The sequence below is a fragment of the Corynebacterium sp. MSK158 genome, from assembly GCF_030229085.1.
Classification (GTDB): domain Bacteria; phylum Actinomycetota; class Actinomycetes; order Mycobacteriales; family Mycobacteriaceae; genus Corynebacterium.
Genome location: NZ_JASPHJ010000009.1, coordinates 1 through 13,804, shown reverse-complemented (window position 1 = coordinate 13,804; position 13,804 = coordinate 1). Strand labels below are relative to the sequence as shown.

16 protein-coding genes and 1 rRNA gene are annotated in these 13,804 nt (G+C 57.6%); 1 reads left to right on the top strand and 16 read right to left on the bottom strand.

The genetic code is table 11. From position 1 onward, the window contains the following. Positions 1-68: 68 nt before the first annotated feature. On the top strand, positions 69-635 hold the full coding sequence (locus tag QP915_RS08055; RefSeq protein ID WP_284768970.1) for a GNAT family N-acetyltransferase: 567 nt from the start codon (positions 69-71) through the stop codon (positions 633-635). On the opposite strand, the gene QP915_RS08050 is transcribed toward QP915_RS08055, so the two are convergent. The 16 genes from QP915_RS08050 to rrf all read right to left on the bottom strand — a co-directional run bounded on the left by QP915_RS08050 (position 632) and on the right by rrf (position 13,587). Next, entirely contained in the window at positions 632-1,429 is a 798-nt protein-coding gene (locus QP915_RS08050) for a segregation and condensation protein A (RefSeq protein WP_005324675.1), read from the bottom strand. The genes QP915_RS08055 and QP915_RS08050 overlap by 4 nt on opposite strands. Positions 1,430-1,435: 6 nt before the next feature. Then, positions 1,436-2,308, bottom strand: coding sequence for a ParA family protein (locus tag QP915_RS08045; protein WP_239278878.1), 873 nt, complete (start codon positions 2,306-2,308; stop codon positions 1,436-1,438). 127 nt (positions 2,309-2,435) lie between these two features. Beyond that, entirely contained in the window at positions 2,436-3,443 is a 1,008-nt protein-coding gene (locus QP915_RS08040; RefSeq protein ID WP_284768969.1) for a hypothetical protein, read from the bottom strand. A 12-nt stretch (positions 3,444-3,455) separates the two neighbouring features. Continuing rightward, a complete protein-coding gene (gene xerD, locus QP915_RS08035) occupies positions 3,456-4,346 on the bottom strand; it encodes a site-specific tyrosine recombinase XerD (protein WP_284768968.1) in 891 nt (296 codons plus the stop codon). Further along, a complete protein-coding gene (locus tag QP915_RS08030; protein WP_284768967.1) occupies positions 4,343-4,981 on the bottom strand; it encodes an NUDIX domain-containing protein in 639 nt (212 codons plus the stop codon). Before QP915_RS08030 ends, xerD begins: the two co-directional genes overlap by 4 nt. Positions 4,982-4,984: 3 nt before the next feature. After that, a complete protein-coding gene (locus tag QP915_RS08025) occupies positions 4,985-5,887 on the bottom strand; it encodes a copper transporter (RefSeq protein ID WP_284768966.1) in 903 nt (300 codons plus the stop codon). Positions 5,888-5,890: 3 nt separating this feature from the next. After that, positions 5,891-7,042: a putative cytokinetic ring protein SteA gene (gene steA, locus QP915_RS08020; RefSeq protein ID WP_284768965.1), complete on the bottom strand. Its 1,152-nt coding sequence runs from the start codon at positions 7,040-7,042 to the stop codon at positions 5,891-5,893. A gap of 19 nt (positions 7,043-7,061) precedes the next feature. Then, positions 7,062-8,732 carry a DNA repair protein RecN gene (gene recN / locus QP915_RS08015; protein ID WP_284768964.1) on the bottom strand — a complete coding sequence of 557 codons (1,671 nt, stop codon included), beginning with the start codon at positions 8,730-8,732 and terminating at the stop codon, positions 7,062-7,064. After that, positions 8,732-9,616, bottom strand: a complete 885-nt coding sequence (locus QP915_RS08010; protein WP_284768963.1) for an NAD kinase — start codon at positions 9,614-9,616, stop codon at positions 8,732-8,734. The genes recN and QP915_RS08010 overlap by 1 nt, the downstream gene beginning before the upstream one ends. Then, the gene (locus tag QP915_RS08005; RefSeq protein ID WP_239282549.1) at positions 9,613-10,419 is read right to left on the bottom strand and encodes a TlyA family RNA methyltransferase; all 807 of its coding nucleotides are present in this window, start codon (positions 10,417-10,419) and stop codon (positions 9,613-9,615) included. Before QP915_RS08005 ends, QP915_RS08010 begins: the two co-directional genes overlap by 4 nt. Further along, positions 10,419-10,580, bottom strand: a complete 162-nt coding sequence (locus tag QP915_RS08000; protein WP_005324658.1) for a hypothetical protein — start codon at positions 10,578-10,580, stop codon at positions 10,419-10,421. The genes QP915_RS08005 and QP915_RS08000 overlap by 1 nt, the downstream gene beginning before the upstream one ends. Continuing rightward, a complete protein-coding gene (locus tag QP915_RS07995) occupies positions 10,571-11,554 on the bottom strand; it encodes an HAD-IIA family hydrolase (RefSeq protein WP_284768962.1) in 984 nt (327 codons plus the stop codon). Before QP915_RS07995 ends, QP915_RS08000 begins: the two co-directional genes overlap by 10 nt. Continuing rightward, positions 11,554-12,363: a tetratricopeptide repeat protein gene (locus QP915_RS07990; RefSeq protein ID WP_284768961.1), complete on the bottom strand. Its 810-nt coding sequence runs from the start codon at positions 12,361-12,363 to the stop codon at positions 11,554-11,556. The genes QP915_RS07995 and QP915_RS07990 overlap by 1 nt, the downstream gene beginning before the upstream one ends. A 79-nt stretch (positions 12,364-12,442) precedes the next feature. After that, positions 12,443-12,802 carry a hypothetical protein gene (locus QP915_RS07985; protein WP_284768960.1) on the bottom strand — a complete coding sequence of 120 codons (360 nt, stop codon included), beginning with the start codon at positions 12,800-12,802 and terminating at the stop codon, positions 12,443-12,445. Between the two features lie 2 nt (positions 12,803-12,804). After that, positions 12,805-13,254 carry a hypothetical protein gene (locus tag QP915_RS07980; RefSeq protein ID WP_284768959.1) on the bottom strand — a complete coding sequence of 150 codons (450 nt, stop codon included), beginning with the start codon at positions 13,252-13,254 and terminating at the stop codon, positions 12,805-12,807. A gap of 215 nt (positions 13,255-13,469) precedes the next feature. After that, positions 13,470-13,587, bottom strand: a 5S ribosomal RNA gene (gene rrf / locus QP915_RS07975). Between the last annotated feature and the right edge of the window lie 217 nt (positions 13,588-13,804).

Sequence of the window (13,804 nt, the reverse complement as noted above, 5' to 3'; positions counted from 1 at the left end):
AAGAAAAAGTCGCTGAAAATTCTCCAAATCACTTTCGCTCCCTACTGTGACTCGGCTAACATATTGTCATGGAAACTATCACTCGCACTGACAGACTCATCCTCATCCCGCTGTCCGCCGCTAATACCGAAGAGACCCACAAGGTCTACAGCGACGGACGTATCTGGAACCACCGTCCCAATGGGCGCTTTGCTGACATCCGCACCACGCGTGCACTCGCACAAGCATCCTCCGAGTCGTGGGACGCCCACCGCTTCGGGCCTTGGGCCGCGTATATGCGCCACAACCCTTCGGAATTCGTCGGCGTCGGTGGTGCCATCTTCGTCGACGAGGCAAACTTCTGGGACATCAAATACCGCCTGCGCCCCGCCCATTGGGGTGCCGGTTTTGCCACAGAGATCACCACGGCAGCAGTTAAATGCATCCGCCAAGTGGACCCTGACTCACCGATCACGGCCCGCGTAACAACAAATCACCCGGCGGCCATCCGGGTCATCGAAAAGCAAGGGCTCCAACAGGTATGGGAAGGGCGCCGCATAGGCACCGAGGACCACGCCGAGGAACCAGACGTACGCGTCTACTCCGACCGCGAGCTCTCCCCCGAGACACTGGAATTCATCCAGCAGCGCCCTTAGTCCCAGTTCGCTGCGGCAACTACCGCTGGGTCAACATCCAGGCCCGTCCACGAGAGGTCCAGCTGACCCAGCGCTTCTTCTTGTTGAGCATCAACCGCCTTGGCTTTGTACAACTCCAACAGGGCCAAGAAACGCCCCACTACCTGCATAGAAACCGTACAGTCGCGGGTTAGCGCACCAAAGCTGGTCCATTGACCTGCGCCGAGTAGCTTGAGTGTTTCCAAGATCTTGCCGGCCTGCTCTGGTACCGATACTGCTACGGCGTGCACGTGACCGGTTGCCACCTCCTCCGGTGGTTTGGGGCGGAACACGCCCGCAGCTAACTCGGCAAAGCTGGCCGGCGTATGGCCGAGCGAAACTGGAGGCAAAAGTTCAGCAAACTTCTCCTCGATGGAAACCGCGCGCGGATAGCTGCGCTGCGCCTCGCGCTGCCACACGGCGAATTGGTCCGCTGCTTGCTTATAAGCCTTGTACTGCAACAGACGGGCAAAAAGAAGGTCGCGCGACTCCAGCAGTTCTAAGTCTTCAATATCGTCGACGTCACCGCGCGGCAGTAGCCGCGCCGCCTTCAAATCCAAGAGCGTAGCTGCCACTAGCAAAAAATCAGTGGTCTCATCCAGATCAGCGGACTCTCCCAGCTGGCGTGTATACGCCACGAATTCGTCCGTCACTTCTGACAGCGCAACGTCAGTCACGTCCATCTTCTTGGACTGAATGAGCTGCAATAGCAGGTCAAATGGGCCTTCAAAATTCCGCAGTGCAATGCGAAAGCCCGTAATCTCCGGCTGGGTCACGATACCTTAAACGGTCGAGCGCTCGATGACCTCTTTGGCCAAGTTCCGGTACTGCTGTGTGGCCGGGGAGTTTGGTGCCCAAGTAGTAATCGGCTCGCCGGCTACCGAAGTCTCTGGGAATCGAACGGTCCGAGTAATGACGGTGTCAAAGACCTTATCGCCAAAGTAATCCACCACTCGGGACATAACTTCCCGGGCGTGCTTGGTCCGGCGGTCAAACATAGTCACTAGGATTCCCATGACCTCGAGGTCAAAGTTAATGCGATCAGAAACCTTTTCCACGGTATCGGTCAACAGCGCCAAACCGCGCAGGGAGAAGAACTCACACTCCATAGGGATGATCACACCCTGTGAGCAAGCAAGGGCGTTGACGGTAAGCAAGCCCAAGGAAGGCTGGCAATCAATAATGATGAAATCATAATCGCGGCGCACCGGACGCAGAGCCCGGGCAAGGGTGTGCTCGCGACCGACTTCATTGACCATCTGAATTTCTGCGGCGGAAAGGTCGATATTTGCCGGCACCAGATCCAAGCCCGGTACACCGGTGTGCTGGATAGCGGAATGAATAGAGGTGTGACTATCGAGCATCACGTCATAAATGGTGTCCTCGATATCATCATGCGTGAGACCAAGGCCTGCCGACAGCGCTCCCTGGGGGTCAAGGTCAACCAAGAGGACTTTACGGCCATACTCCGCCAAGCAGGCGCCCATATTGATGGTAGAGGTGGTTTTGCCGACGCCACCCTTTTGGTTACACATCGAAATAATGGTGGCCGGCCCATGCTTCTCCAAGGGTGCGGGTTCCGGTAGCTCACGGATAGGACGACCGGTCAGCCCCACCTCTACGTCAGAGGCAGAAAAGAGACCCTCTTCGCTCACAGTCACACCTGCTTCCTTGACGCCAAGTTCCGGACCATGACACTTGGCTTAGGGTTGATTACAACGTTGTCATTAAAGCGTACCCGCTACAGCCCAAAAGTACCGAGACTTAGTGTATATCAAGCGTTTAGCGTTGACTAGAACGGCGTTTGAGGATTGCCACTAGAGCTATGAGTGCGATGAGCACCGCTGCGGCTGCCCCTCCTATAATCCACCCTAGATATGAGCCGCCGTCTTCTTCTTTGGGTTCCTTTTGCTGGCGCTCATCGAGGTTTTCCGCGACGGATTGATAGTTGGGGTCCTGTAGGGTGACGATGAGTGCGGCCCCAGAACCGTCATTGCGCAGCAACTGCATAATAAAGGGATTATCAGGCGCTTCGCCTTCCGGATAGGTCAGCGTGAGGGTTCGAGAAGAGGCGTCCACGTCGCGTTTTACGCCTTGGATGATATTGCCCTCGCCGTCAAGGTAGCGCAGCGTGACGTCGTTTTCTTCCGTGTCCTTGAACTGCTGGTAAAGGTCATAGGCCTGCTTGAGGCCCATCTTCGCGGTAATAGTATTGCCTTCGATTGTGGATTCAAGGTTGACGTATTCCGCGCCTTCCAGGTTGGCTTCCCCAGCAGGCTTGCGCTCCGGCTTTTTACCTGGAATAACCGGCAAGTTGCTATTTTCTTTCGACGGCGCGGGCTTGTCAGCTCCACCCTCGGCATCTTTTCCGGCTGGCGCCTTGCCACCTTGAGCCGGCTTATCAGAGCCCGGATCCGGCGCTGGCGCTGGGTTCGGGCCACCTTCCGCGCCATCAATTTCTTCCTGAATGTCCTCCTGCGCAACCGACCCATCGGCTACTAGCGTCAGGGTCGCATTCATACCTTGGGCAGAAACAGGAACCGAGACTTGGCCGCCTTCAGCTGGGGCGGTGATGGTAGCGGAGGTACCAGAGGCAGATACATTCCACCCGTCGCCGAAGTAGCTAGCTTCGGCCGGCACGGGCAAGCTTACAGTCGTGGTCTGACCGGCAGGAACCGAAATGGGAGCAGCAATAGCAGCTTCTACTTCCGGCGGCAGCTGCGCGTGTGCCACCGCTGGGAAAAGCAATGCGGAAGATAGCACCGCACCAGCTATACGAGTTGAAAACATAGTGGTCCTTTCTTAAGCACGAGGATGAGCAGTGCGCCAAACCTCGCGCAAGGAATCGGCAGTGACGTGAGTATATATTTGCGTTGTCGTCACCGAGGAATGTCCCAGCAATTCTTGCACGGTGCGCACATCAGCGCCGCCTTCAAGCAGGTGCGTCGCAAAAGAATGCCGCAAGGTATGCGGAGAAATGGACTTCCCCACTTGCGCCCGCTGCGCTGCCGTCTTCAACACAGTCCATGCACTTTGTCGCGATAAAGCCCCACCGCGGGTATTGAGAAACAGCGCCGGCGTCTTACCTTTGCTCAGCGCCGGTCGCGCCCGCACCAGGTAGGCATCGAGAGCCTGGCGAGCATGCGAGCCCACTGGCACAACCCGCTCTTTGTCTCCCTTGCCCCGCAGGCGTATTACCTCCTGCGCGGAGGAAACGTCATCAACGGTAAGGGAGATAATTTCTGAGATGCGCGCGCCGGTGCCATAGAGCATCTCCAGCAGGGCACGGTCGCGCACATCTACTGGGGTCTCAGTAGGGGTCGCTTCAATGAGGGCGGTGACCTCGTCAACCGATAATGTCTCAGGCAAATGCTGCCCAGTTGACGGAGGGGTTACCTCAACCGCGACATCGACGTCCACTACGCCTTCTGACACGGCAAATTTATGCAGTCCGCGAGCAACGATGAGCGCTCGGTTGGCTGAGGACACCGCCATGTGTGAGCGTAGTTCTTTAAGATAAGCCTCCACCATCGGTCGCGTCACCGACCGCAGATCTTCTACCCCGTTATCCCCCAACCAGGCAAGGTAGCGGCGGACATCGCGGCGATAGTTGCTCAAGGTATTGGCAGAAACGCCTCGCTCGACTGCTAGATGATTAAGCCACGTCTGCGCTAAGCCTTCGAGCGCACTCACAGCTGCTTTAGGTCCGCGCCCGTGCGGCGGGAGCTCATTGAGGTCGGTCGAAGGTCGAACGGCTCCTCCACGCTGCGGGTTCTCTTGCCGCCGCGCAGCACCGCGTAGGCGGCCAAGATACCGCTGCAGGCGATGGAATTGACGATGTCACCGCGCAGTACCTTCTCAACGGCCTCATCGAGGCCCACCCAGGCGACTTCCATATCGGCTTCTTCGTCACCGGTAGCCTCCATCCGGGGGACGTCGGAAAGCTCCGAGGCAAGGAATACGCGAACCGCCTCCTCGCAGAAACCTGGCGAAGTCACAAGGTCCGTCAACACGGACCACGTCTGCGCGCTCAGGCCGGCCTCCTCCTGCAGTTCACGCTGGGCGCCGGTCAACTCATCCTCACCGCGTACGTCGAGTAATCCCGCTGGCAGTTCCCACAGGCGCTTTCCTACGCTGTGGCGGTACTGATACACCATCGCAATACGCTCGTCTGAGTCCACTGCCACGACGGCCACAGCACCTAGGTGCTCGACTACTTCCCGGGAGGCAGAAACGCCACCGGGCATGACTACCTCGTCGCGGCGCAGAGCAATAATGGGGGCTTCAACAAGCAGCTGCGAATCAAGCACCTTGAAATCATGCGCCATGGGCTATTCCTTTCCCGGCAAGGCGGAGTCAGCAGTTTCGGTGGCGCCATAGTCACCCTGGCCACCATCAAGTTGTTCCTGGGTGGCCAGAATGACCGCAATGCGCTCCACTGCCCGTTCTGTGCTATCGACCGTAGACAGCTCCGCGTCCTGATCACGCACTTGGGCTAGCGCCTTATCATCCTGGGTCTGCTTGGTGCGCCCGCTCAACACCACGGACCCATTGACCTCATCCAACCCGGTGGCAAATTCTGCCAGCGCGGTTGACGGGTAACCTCGCAGGCCATTTCCAGAGACCACGATGATGGCCTGGGCAGGCACGATGGTGCCGTCCTCGTAATCAATAAAGCCCTCGTCGCGCAGCTTATGGAGCACGTCTGCACGCTCGTCTACCGAGGCCAAAGGCTTCGTGCTCTCAGGATCCATAGACAGCGCAGTACCCAGGACCTCACCGCTGAGGGCTCCTGCAGAATCCAAGTCCTTGATATCTGCCTTCTTGGGCGCAGTATCTTTCAAGATGGGAAGCAGCTTGTCCTTAGTTTCGGGGCGCAAGAAGTCCTTGGTCAGCTTAATCTCGCCGGCCTCCGTGGCATCGGAAGACTCCAAGAGCTTCCGAATCGCGTCCACGTCTCCGCCGTTGGCGTCATCGGTGGTCACGATGAGCACTGGGCGCTGTGACAATGCGCCGTCAACCATTTCCGCCCCAGAATCCCCAACGATCTTATCGCTGGCGTCATTTTGGGTCTGCAGAATCTTATTGTCTTGGACCACCTTGCGGTGCTCCTCGCGGATCGGATCGTCGTCCGCCATGCTGGTGGTCAAGTTCGGCGCAATCACTAGGGCGCCCAAGGCTACGCCTACCGCGGCGCCGAAGCCCAAGCCTGCTACAAGCTCAGTCTTTGCCATGCCTTATGCGCCCCCAAAGAGACTAGACCAGGTTTCGCTAAGGTTGCTAGCAAAGTCCTGGCTGCCGCCAAAGCCGACGATGAGGATGACCGCCGCAATGGCAACGAGGATTCCCAGCACTGCCCACAGCCAGCCGAGGTTGGAGGAAGGCGCACTGTAGAGATTGATTACCGCATCAGCGTCAACCACCTTGGTACCGGCCTTGAGGCGGGACAGCACGGCCGAGGGGTTGGTGCGGTCAGCAAAGATATCATCGAGGTCTACCCCACCGCCTGCCTGAACGATGAGATCCGCGCCGTGATAATCAGCAAGAAGCAGGCCTAGGTCGGTACCTGAGTGTGTTGCTGCGGGGAAAGTCATCGCACCGATGCCGAGGTCCTGGATGCGGTCGAGGCCTTCTACCTCGCCTTCCGGGTCCGCAGGAACGATTACGCGGGCACCGCAACGCAGAGCTTCATCGCTCACGCCATTGGGATCCCCAATAATGAAATCTGGCTTATACCCTTGGGCCAGCAACGAATCTGCCGCCGTGCCCACTGCGATCAGCAGCGGCTCATACTCGCGAATAAAGTTGCGCAGCTGCTTGAGCTGTTCGCGGTGCCTATCGGTAGGTGAAAAGAGGACAACCTTGCGGCCGGCGATTTCGGAGCCGGAGGCGGGGACGCCGAGGCCGTCGATAAGCAGCGGGCCTTCCGAGTTAATAAAATCAATGGAATTGCCAAAGAAGGATTCCATGTGGTCAATCAGCGCGCCCTGCGCTGCGGTGAAGTTCTTTTCTGCTCGCTCACGAGTTACCACGCGGCCGGTGCCGAGCGCTTTATCGCCGCTAAAGACGGTGCCGTCCTCCCCGATGCGCGCCTTTTTGCCCTCTTTGAACTCGGAAACAAAGGACTGCCCCACGCCTTCAAGGAGGGTAATGTCGGCGTCAAGCAACATGTGCGGGCCATAATTTGGGACAGTGCCGGTAGAAAATTCCGCCACATTAATGACGGCGGAGGGCTTAAGGTCTACGAGAGTTTGAGCCTCGTGGCGAGAGATATTGGCCGCATCAATTACGGCGACATCGCCTTCACTAAACTTTTTCATCCCCTTAGCGCCTGGAGTGCAGTCGCGCAGTGCACCAGGCTGCTCGGGGTTACGGGAAAACAGAGCCATGGACCCTATTGTGGCGTGATTATGGTTTCGAGTGGGCGAGGCGCGCGGAAGCTTCTTCCTGTGCGCGGTCAAAAAGCTCCTGCGCGTGCGCGCGGCCGGTCTCGGTATCGTCCAACCCCGCCAGCATGCGGGCCAGCTCCTCCACGCGCTCCTCCTGTGATAGCTCGGCCACGCCAGAGGTAAATTTCTCCTTCGATACATGCAGGTGCGCATCCGCGTACGCTGCGACCTGTGGCAGGTGCGTTACCGCAATCACTTGGTTATGCACCGCCAAGCGCGCCAGGCGGCGGCCGATCTCTACCGCTGCGCGCCCGCCCACACCGGCATCTACCTCATCGAAGACTAAGGTGGCGCCGTCCTCGTCTGCCAGCACGACCTCCAAGGCCAGCATGACACGGGAGAGTTCGCCGCCCGAGGCAGCAGAGGCGATCGGCTTACCGTTCAACTGCAGCTCGGCTGCGTCTGCGCCGGACTTAGAAAATTTCGCCTGCGTAAGCTCGACCGTCAAGGTCGAATTTGGCATGGCCAAGCCGTGGAGCTCCTGCGTTACCTGCTCCCCCAAAGCTTTCGCCGCTTTCCGACGCCCCCTTGTCAGCTCCCCTGCCCGCTCAATCATCACCGATTCAGCGTCTTTGACCTGCTTTTTTAGCTCCTCCAGGGCTTCTGTGGAGGTATCCATGGACTCCAGTTTTGCCGCTGCCTCATTGCGCCAGGCGAGCACGCCATCAATATCCCCCGCGTACTTCCTAGTCAACGTGCGCAATTCCTGCTGCCGCTGGAGGGACTTTTCCAATAGGTGTGGATCTGCCGGCAGTCCGGCTAGATACCCACCGAGCTCACCGGAGATATCGCCCAACTGCGTCGAGATCTCGCTGAGCCGTTCGCCCAAGGCCGCCAGATCCTTATCGGTGGATCCCGCCAAGGCAGAAACCGCCCGGCCCAGCAAGGCCGAGGCAGCCTCCTCCAGCTCCTCGGTGCCGTCGATCGCAGCCAACGCAACTTCCGCCGACTCGCGCAGCCCATCGACGTCTTGCAGCTTGCGAACCAACTGCACCAGTTCCTCATCCTCGCCGGGTTCTGGGGCGATGCCATCGATCTCATCGACGGCGAACTGCAGACGGTCAACTTCCTGCGCCAGCTCGCGGCGCTGCTCCGTGCGCCGCTTATAGTCCTTCGCTAGGCTGCGCCACTTTTTAAAGGCCTCGGTATAGCGCTCCCGCACACGGGCCAATTTCGGATCCGCACGATCAACCGCACCCAGTTGTTCCTCGGGCGCGAGCAGACGCAGCTGGTCATTCTGCCCGTGGACCGTAATGAGCTCGCGCGCGAACTCGCCCAGGGTTGCAGCCGGTACTGCGCGGCCGCCTAAATAGGCCCGCGATCTTCCCGCGGCAGAGACTGTGCGTGAAACGATATACTCGCCATTTTCGTCGGGCTCTCCGCCTACCGAATCCACCAGCTCACGGATCGAGTCCTTTGCAGAGGAAAAATGTCCCTCCACTGCAGCCTTTTTCGCGCCATCGCGCACCCGGGAGGCATCCGCGCGACCACCTGCTAAGAGCCTTAAACCAGTAACCACCATGGTCTTACCCGCACCGGTTTCACCGGTAAGCACGGTAAGGCCCGCGGATAGTTCCGCGGAGCTCTGGCTAATAACGCCCAGATCATTGATGGAAATATCGACGAGCACTATTTCTCCTTCGGCCCGCGCCACCCTTCCACGGGCAGGCGCAGCTTCGAGACTAAACGGTCAGTAAAAGGTTGGTCATCCAAGCGTACCCACCGCACCGGACGCTCGCCTCGCACTACTTCCACTCGTGCCCCTGGTGGCATCGCAAATTCGCGGAAGCCATCTAATATCACGGTGGCTGGAGTCGTGCGCATCGTCGATTCGACAGCCACTAAAGAATTGGGCGATACAACCAATGGCTTGGTAAACAGCGCATGCGCATTATTAGGTACCACCAAAATTGCATCTAGGGAGGGCCACAACACCGGACCACCTGCGGAAAACGCATAGGCGGTCGATCCAGTGGGAGTGGAAATCAGCACGCCATCGCAGCCAAAGGACGACACCGGCCGGCGGTCAACTTCCAAGATTGCATCCAGGACGCCGGAGCGGTTTTGGTTTTCCACCGAAGCCTCGTTCAAAGCCCAGCTGCGACTAAGAAGGGTTCCCTCCTCATCAAAGATGGACACATCAATGGTGAGGCGGTCTTCAATGCGGTAGCGCTTTTCAATGACCCGCACCAAGGCCTGGTCAAGGGATTCAACCTCCCACTCAGCCAGAAATCCCACGTGGCCTAGGTTGATACCCAGCACCGGAATATCTACGGCCCGCGCCATGTCGGCGGCACGGAGGAAGGTTCCATCGCCGCCTAAAACCAATACCAATTCGCACCCTGAGGCCGCATCTTCAGTGTGAGGTACATGCTTTAATCCCGGCAGTACCTTTTCGTCCGCGCACACTCGAACAGTAATTCCCGCATCTTGCAAAAGCTCCGCTGCACGCGACGTCGCCTCCAAATTCTGCTGGCGGTTGGCATGAGGTACCAACAGGATCTCACGTGTCATTGCGGGCCTTCCTCGACTGCGCGGTCAATCATTTCTTCCACTTTAGCCAGATCTGTGGGCTGGCCGTCCTTTTTCAGCCACAGGAAATACTCCACATTGCCGCTTGGCCCAGGCAGCGGGGATGCCACAGCCCCATGCATGCTAAGCCCCAGGGACAACGCAAATTCAGCGACTTCCTTGGTTACTTCTTTGCGCAGCTCCGGTGAACGAACCACGCCACCGCTTCCAAGGCGCTCTTTGCCCACTTCAAACTGAGGCTTCACCATAGGCAACAGCCAAGCGCCGTCCTTCAGGCAATCCACAATGGCCGGCAATACCAAGCGGAGGGAAATGAAGGACAAATCGCCTACCATGCCATCGCAGGGGCCGTCGGTAAGCTCCAGCGTTAAATTCCGGATATTCGTACGGTCTAAAACGGTGACGCGATCATCGTTTTGCAGGCGCCAGAGCAGCTGCCCATAGCCCACATCGACAGACAGCACTTCCTGCGCACCGTGTTCCAGACACACGTCCGTAAAGCCACCGGTAGAAGCGCCGGCATCGAGGATGCGGCCGTTCATGTCGACGTCGAACGCCGCCAAAGCACCCAATAGCTTGTGAGCGCCACGTGAAGCCCACTTGTCTTCTTCGGCTTCCTCTACCTTGATGGAAACCTCGGGCTCTACAATCGACGCCGGCTTTTGCGCCTTGAAGCCACCCACCGTGACACGGCCAGATTTAATCATCTCCCGTGCCTGCTCACGTGACCGCGCAATCTTTCGGCGCACCAGCTCCGCATCTAACCTACGACGTTGTGGGGGCATTAATTCTCCTGCAATGCATCGCGCAACACATTGTGAGCGCGATCAAGCTGATCTACTTCAGCGGCCAAATCCGCTGCGTCTTCTCCAAGGATCTCTGCTACTTCCGCATCGATCTCTGCCGGTTCCTTGACGGCTCGAAAGTCGTGCGGCTTTACCGCCATTGCGCAACAACCTTTTCCGCACGCTCGCTACGCGGCTGAATATAGCGCGGCGGCGACGGCATAGCCCATGCAACTTCCAACACCGTGCGCAATGCTTGAACGGAGGTAGACTTTTCGTCGCCGCCCTCGAGCAGAAGGTCATGGCCATCGCACCGCGCCGTAAATCCACCCTGTGCTCCGGGACGAGCGACGGAGACAGGAAGGGCCAACTCGTGCATTCCTGCGCCAATAAAGTTTGGCCGTGCCTCCACAGGTGCTTCAATCAGCTCCAACTCACCAGAAACGCCGGTGAGCACATGGAAGGTATCCATTGCTGCGGAGTTGCCACCTGCAATATCAGTATCCAGACGGTCACCCACAGCAAGTGGCTTCTTCGCGCCGATTTGCTTTGCCGCAAAAGTAAACATGGCCGGCTCGGGCTTACCAGCAGATACCGGCTCTACCCCAGTGGCTGACTGGATGGCGGCAACCAGAGAACCATTTCCCACAGCAAGACCCCTCTCAATTGGCAGAGAGGTATCGAGATTCGAAGCAAAGAACTTGGCTCCCTGACGGATGGCCAAGGCACCTTCAGTCAAGTGTTCCCAGCCAACCGAGCGGTCAAAGCCTTGCACTACGGCAGCGGGCTTGTCATCAGCGCTGGAAACTACCTTGAAACCCATCTCTCGGGCCAAGTCACGGAGGGAATCGGCACCGATGATAAGCAGCTTTGCCCCAGCTGGGACCTCTTCGGCCGCCAGTTGGAGAACCGCTTGCGCAGAGGTAACGATCTGTTCCGTACCCGCGGTGAGACCGATGTCCGCCAGCATCTCCGCCACTGCCTGTGGGCTGCGCGAAGCATTGTTGGTCACATACACTGCCGGCACTCCGCAGGTGTTGATGACGTCCACCACGTTAGAAAGCGGGCGACCGCCTTCCCACACGGTGCCATCGAGATCGAGAAGGAGAGCGTCGTGCTTACTGAGAACCGTCACTACTTGCACTCCTCAAGGCGCTCGGCAGCATCAGTCCAGTCGCCTTCATCAATAGAAACTGCGTGCTCAAACCAGTCCCGAGCCTCGTCCTTTCGGCCTGCTTCAAGCAGAGCATTACCGTAGGCATAAGCGAGACGGCACGCGCTTACCCCGCGGGCATCGCGGTCAGGATGTGCGCGCTGAATGGTGACAACCGCAGACTCAGCTTGCCCCATGTCTAGGCGGGCGCCGGCCAAAACAATTGCCAGCTCAATCGTGGACTCTTCATCAAGTTCCGATGCTTCCTCCGCACGGCCTAGCTCCAGCGCCTTCTCCGGGCGGCCCAAGCCGCGCTCGCAATCCGCCATTACTGCGAGCATTCCGGGGCCACCGGAAATGCGGCGCGCGGCACGCAGCTCAGCAAGCGCTTCCTTCCACTCGCCCGCACGATACGCAGCAATGCCATTGACCTCACGGGCGATAGCAACTCGGCCTGCACGATCCTTGGCAGCGCGTGCGTGCCGCAGGGCCAGCTTAGGATCATCTTCCATCCAGGTCGCAGCCATGATCATATGCTTAGCGACGGCCTCGGAGTTCTCCTTCGATAGCGACTTCAGGTCCTGCAGCACCATCGGGTCCAAGTCGTTGACATCTACCTCAGCCGGGATGTCTGGGTCACTCATGCGACGGTTAATACGTTCCTCACGGTAACCGGAGCGCTGTGGCGAAAAAGACTTCTTCTTCCGGGAATCGCCCTTAAAATCACGGCCCTTGTTATTGCGTGGCTTGCGGTCACGACCGCCGCGCCCATTGGGATTGCGCTCCGACATTCAGCCCTACCCTTTCTTGGTTGGAACTAGCACAGAAATACCGGCCCTATTCTACAACCCGCAAACAAAAAGCCGGAATTTAGATCCGGACGCGCTGCCGCAGCGTTACCCAAACATTACTCATCAAACCAACCCAGAGGCACACCGTAACGAAACGGATGCTACCACCAGGAACAAGTAGCGCGCCTAGCGCGCCGTAGACAACAAATAGCAGGCCCCACAGCGCCTGACGACGCACCGCCTTCCTCAATGCAGCCCAACCGAGAAGAATCACTGCACACACAATCAAAACCGCACCACTCGCAGTATCCCACCAGCCCTCACTGCCACCTTCACACGAAATAGACAAGAGCAAAGAGCCCGGCAGCGCAGTACCGATACCGAATAAGACCCTAATTCCAGAAGCATCTAGCGGTCTTTCAGAAGAGAAGGAAAACACCGCTAAATGTCCTTAAGCCGCTGCGAAAAATAGTCACGGTTAAATTCTTGATTCTCAGCGAATTCCCTGAGCACGCCTGGCCAAATCGGATACGCATCAATGAGGTTCTCTGCGACATTCAATAGTGGTGAGAATGCAATCTCGCCCCATCTAACCCCTATCCCTACTCGTTCAGAGTAAGCTGTGCTGCTCAATGGGCCTAGAGCCCACTGGCTACCGGAAGCAGCATTCATCCATGTACCGCTGATAGCCAGTATTCGGGAAACCTTGTCCTCGTAGCTGTCCTTGGAGTTTAAGACGTCAAGCACCGCGTCGAACGGAAATTCTTTAGAGCCCTGGGTGACTTGTTCTTCCTGCTCCGGCGATAGCTCCGCGAGCATCGCGGGAATAGCAACCGCGTGAAACTCTTCCAGACGTTTTCCAAATTGCTGATGATAGCCATCGAACCACATGAGTTTCCTCCCAAACTATCGAGTGAGCAAGCATAGCAAAGATGCAACGAAAAAATTTGCCCTTCAGGACATCATTCGGAATAACCCTCAAGATGGCATCACATACAATCGCGGTAAAACGACGAATGAAGCCGTAGAATGTTCCGGCACTTTATAGTGTGCCTTGTCTTCTACGGCCTCATTGTTTCTGTATTTTGTTGTGTTTTGTTGTTTGGTGTCGGCGGTGACTTACTCTCCCACAACCTCCCGGTTGCAGTACCATCAGCGTGTGCAGGCTTAGCTTCCGGGTTCGGAATGGGACCGGGCGTTTCCCTGCAGCTATTGACCACCGACAAACATACGAAGCATTAGTACAAACCCCTTTTTTGGGTGCCCACTTTGTGTGGGTGTTGTGTCAGATACTGCATAGTGGACGCGGTCACGACAGTGACAATGTTTTCTTTTTCTCTTGTTGTTTTGCCAAGTCACACGTAGTGTGTTGGTGTTTGTTGTGGTCAATTAGTACCAGTAGCCTTCACACCTTACAGTGCTTCCAGGTCTGGCCTATCTA

What these genes read in the sequence shown, in the direction of transcription:
- QP915_RS08025 (WP_284768966.1), bottom strand. Translation starts at nt 5,887, where the DNA reads ATGGCAAAGACTGAGCTTGTAGCAGGCTTGGGCTTCGGCGCCGCGGTA.
- steA (WP_284768965.1), bottom strand. Translation starts at nt 7,042, where the DNA reads ATGGCTCTGTTTTCCCGTAACCCCGAGCAGCCTGGTGCACTGCGCGAC.
- QP915_RS08055 (WP_284768970.1), top strand. Translation starts at nt 69, where the DNA reads ATGGAAACTATCACTCGCACTGACAGACTCATCCTCATCCCGCTGTCC.
- QP915_RS08005 (WP_239282549.1), bottom strand. Translation starts at nt 10,419, where the DNA reads ATGCCCCCACAACGTCGTAGGTTAGATGCGGAGCTGGTGCGCCGAAAG.
- QP915_RS07980 (WP_284768959.1), bottom strand. Translation starts at nt 13,254, where the DNA reads ATGTGGTTCGATGGCTATCATCAGCAATTTGGAAAACGTCTGGAAGAG.
- QP915_RS08030 (WP_284768967.1), bottom strand. Translation starts at nt 4,981, where the DNA reads ATGGCGCATGATTTCAAGGTGCTTGATTCGCAGCTGCTTGTTGAAGCC.
- QP915_RS08040 (WP_284768969.1), bottom strand. Translation starts at nt 3,443, where the DNA reads ATGTTTTCAACTCGTATAGCTGGTGCGGTGCTATCTTCCGCATTGCTT.
- QP915_RS07990 (WP_284768961.1), bottom strand. Translation starts at nt 12,363, where the DNA reads ATGTCGGAGCGCAATCCCAATGGGCGCGGCGGTCGTGACCGCAAGCCA.
- QP915_RS08010 (WP_284768963.1), bottom strand. Translation starts at nt 9,616, where the DNA reads ATGACACGTGAGATCCTGTTGGTACCTCATGCCAACCGCCAGCAGAAT.
- QP915_RS08000 (WP_005324658.1), bottom strand. Translation starts at nt 10,580, where the DNA reads ATGGCGGTAAAGCCGCACGACTTTCGAGCCGTCAAGGAACCGGCAGAG.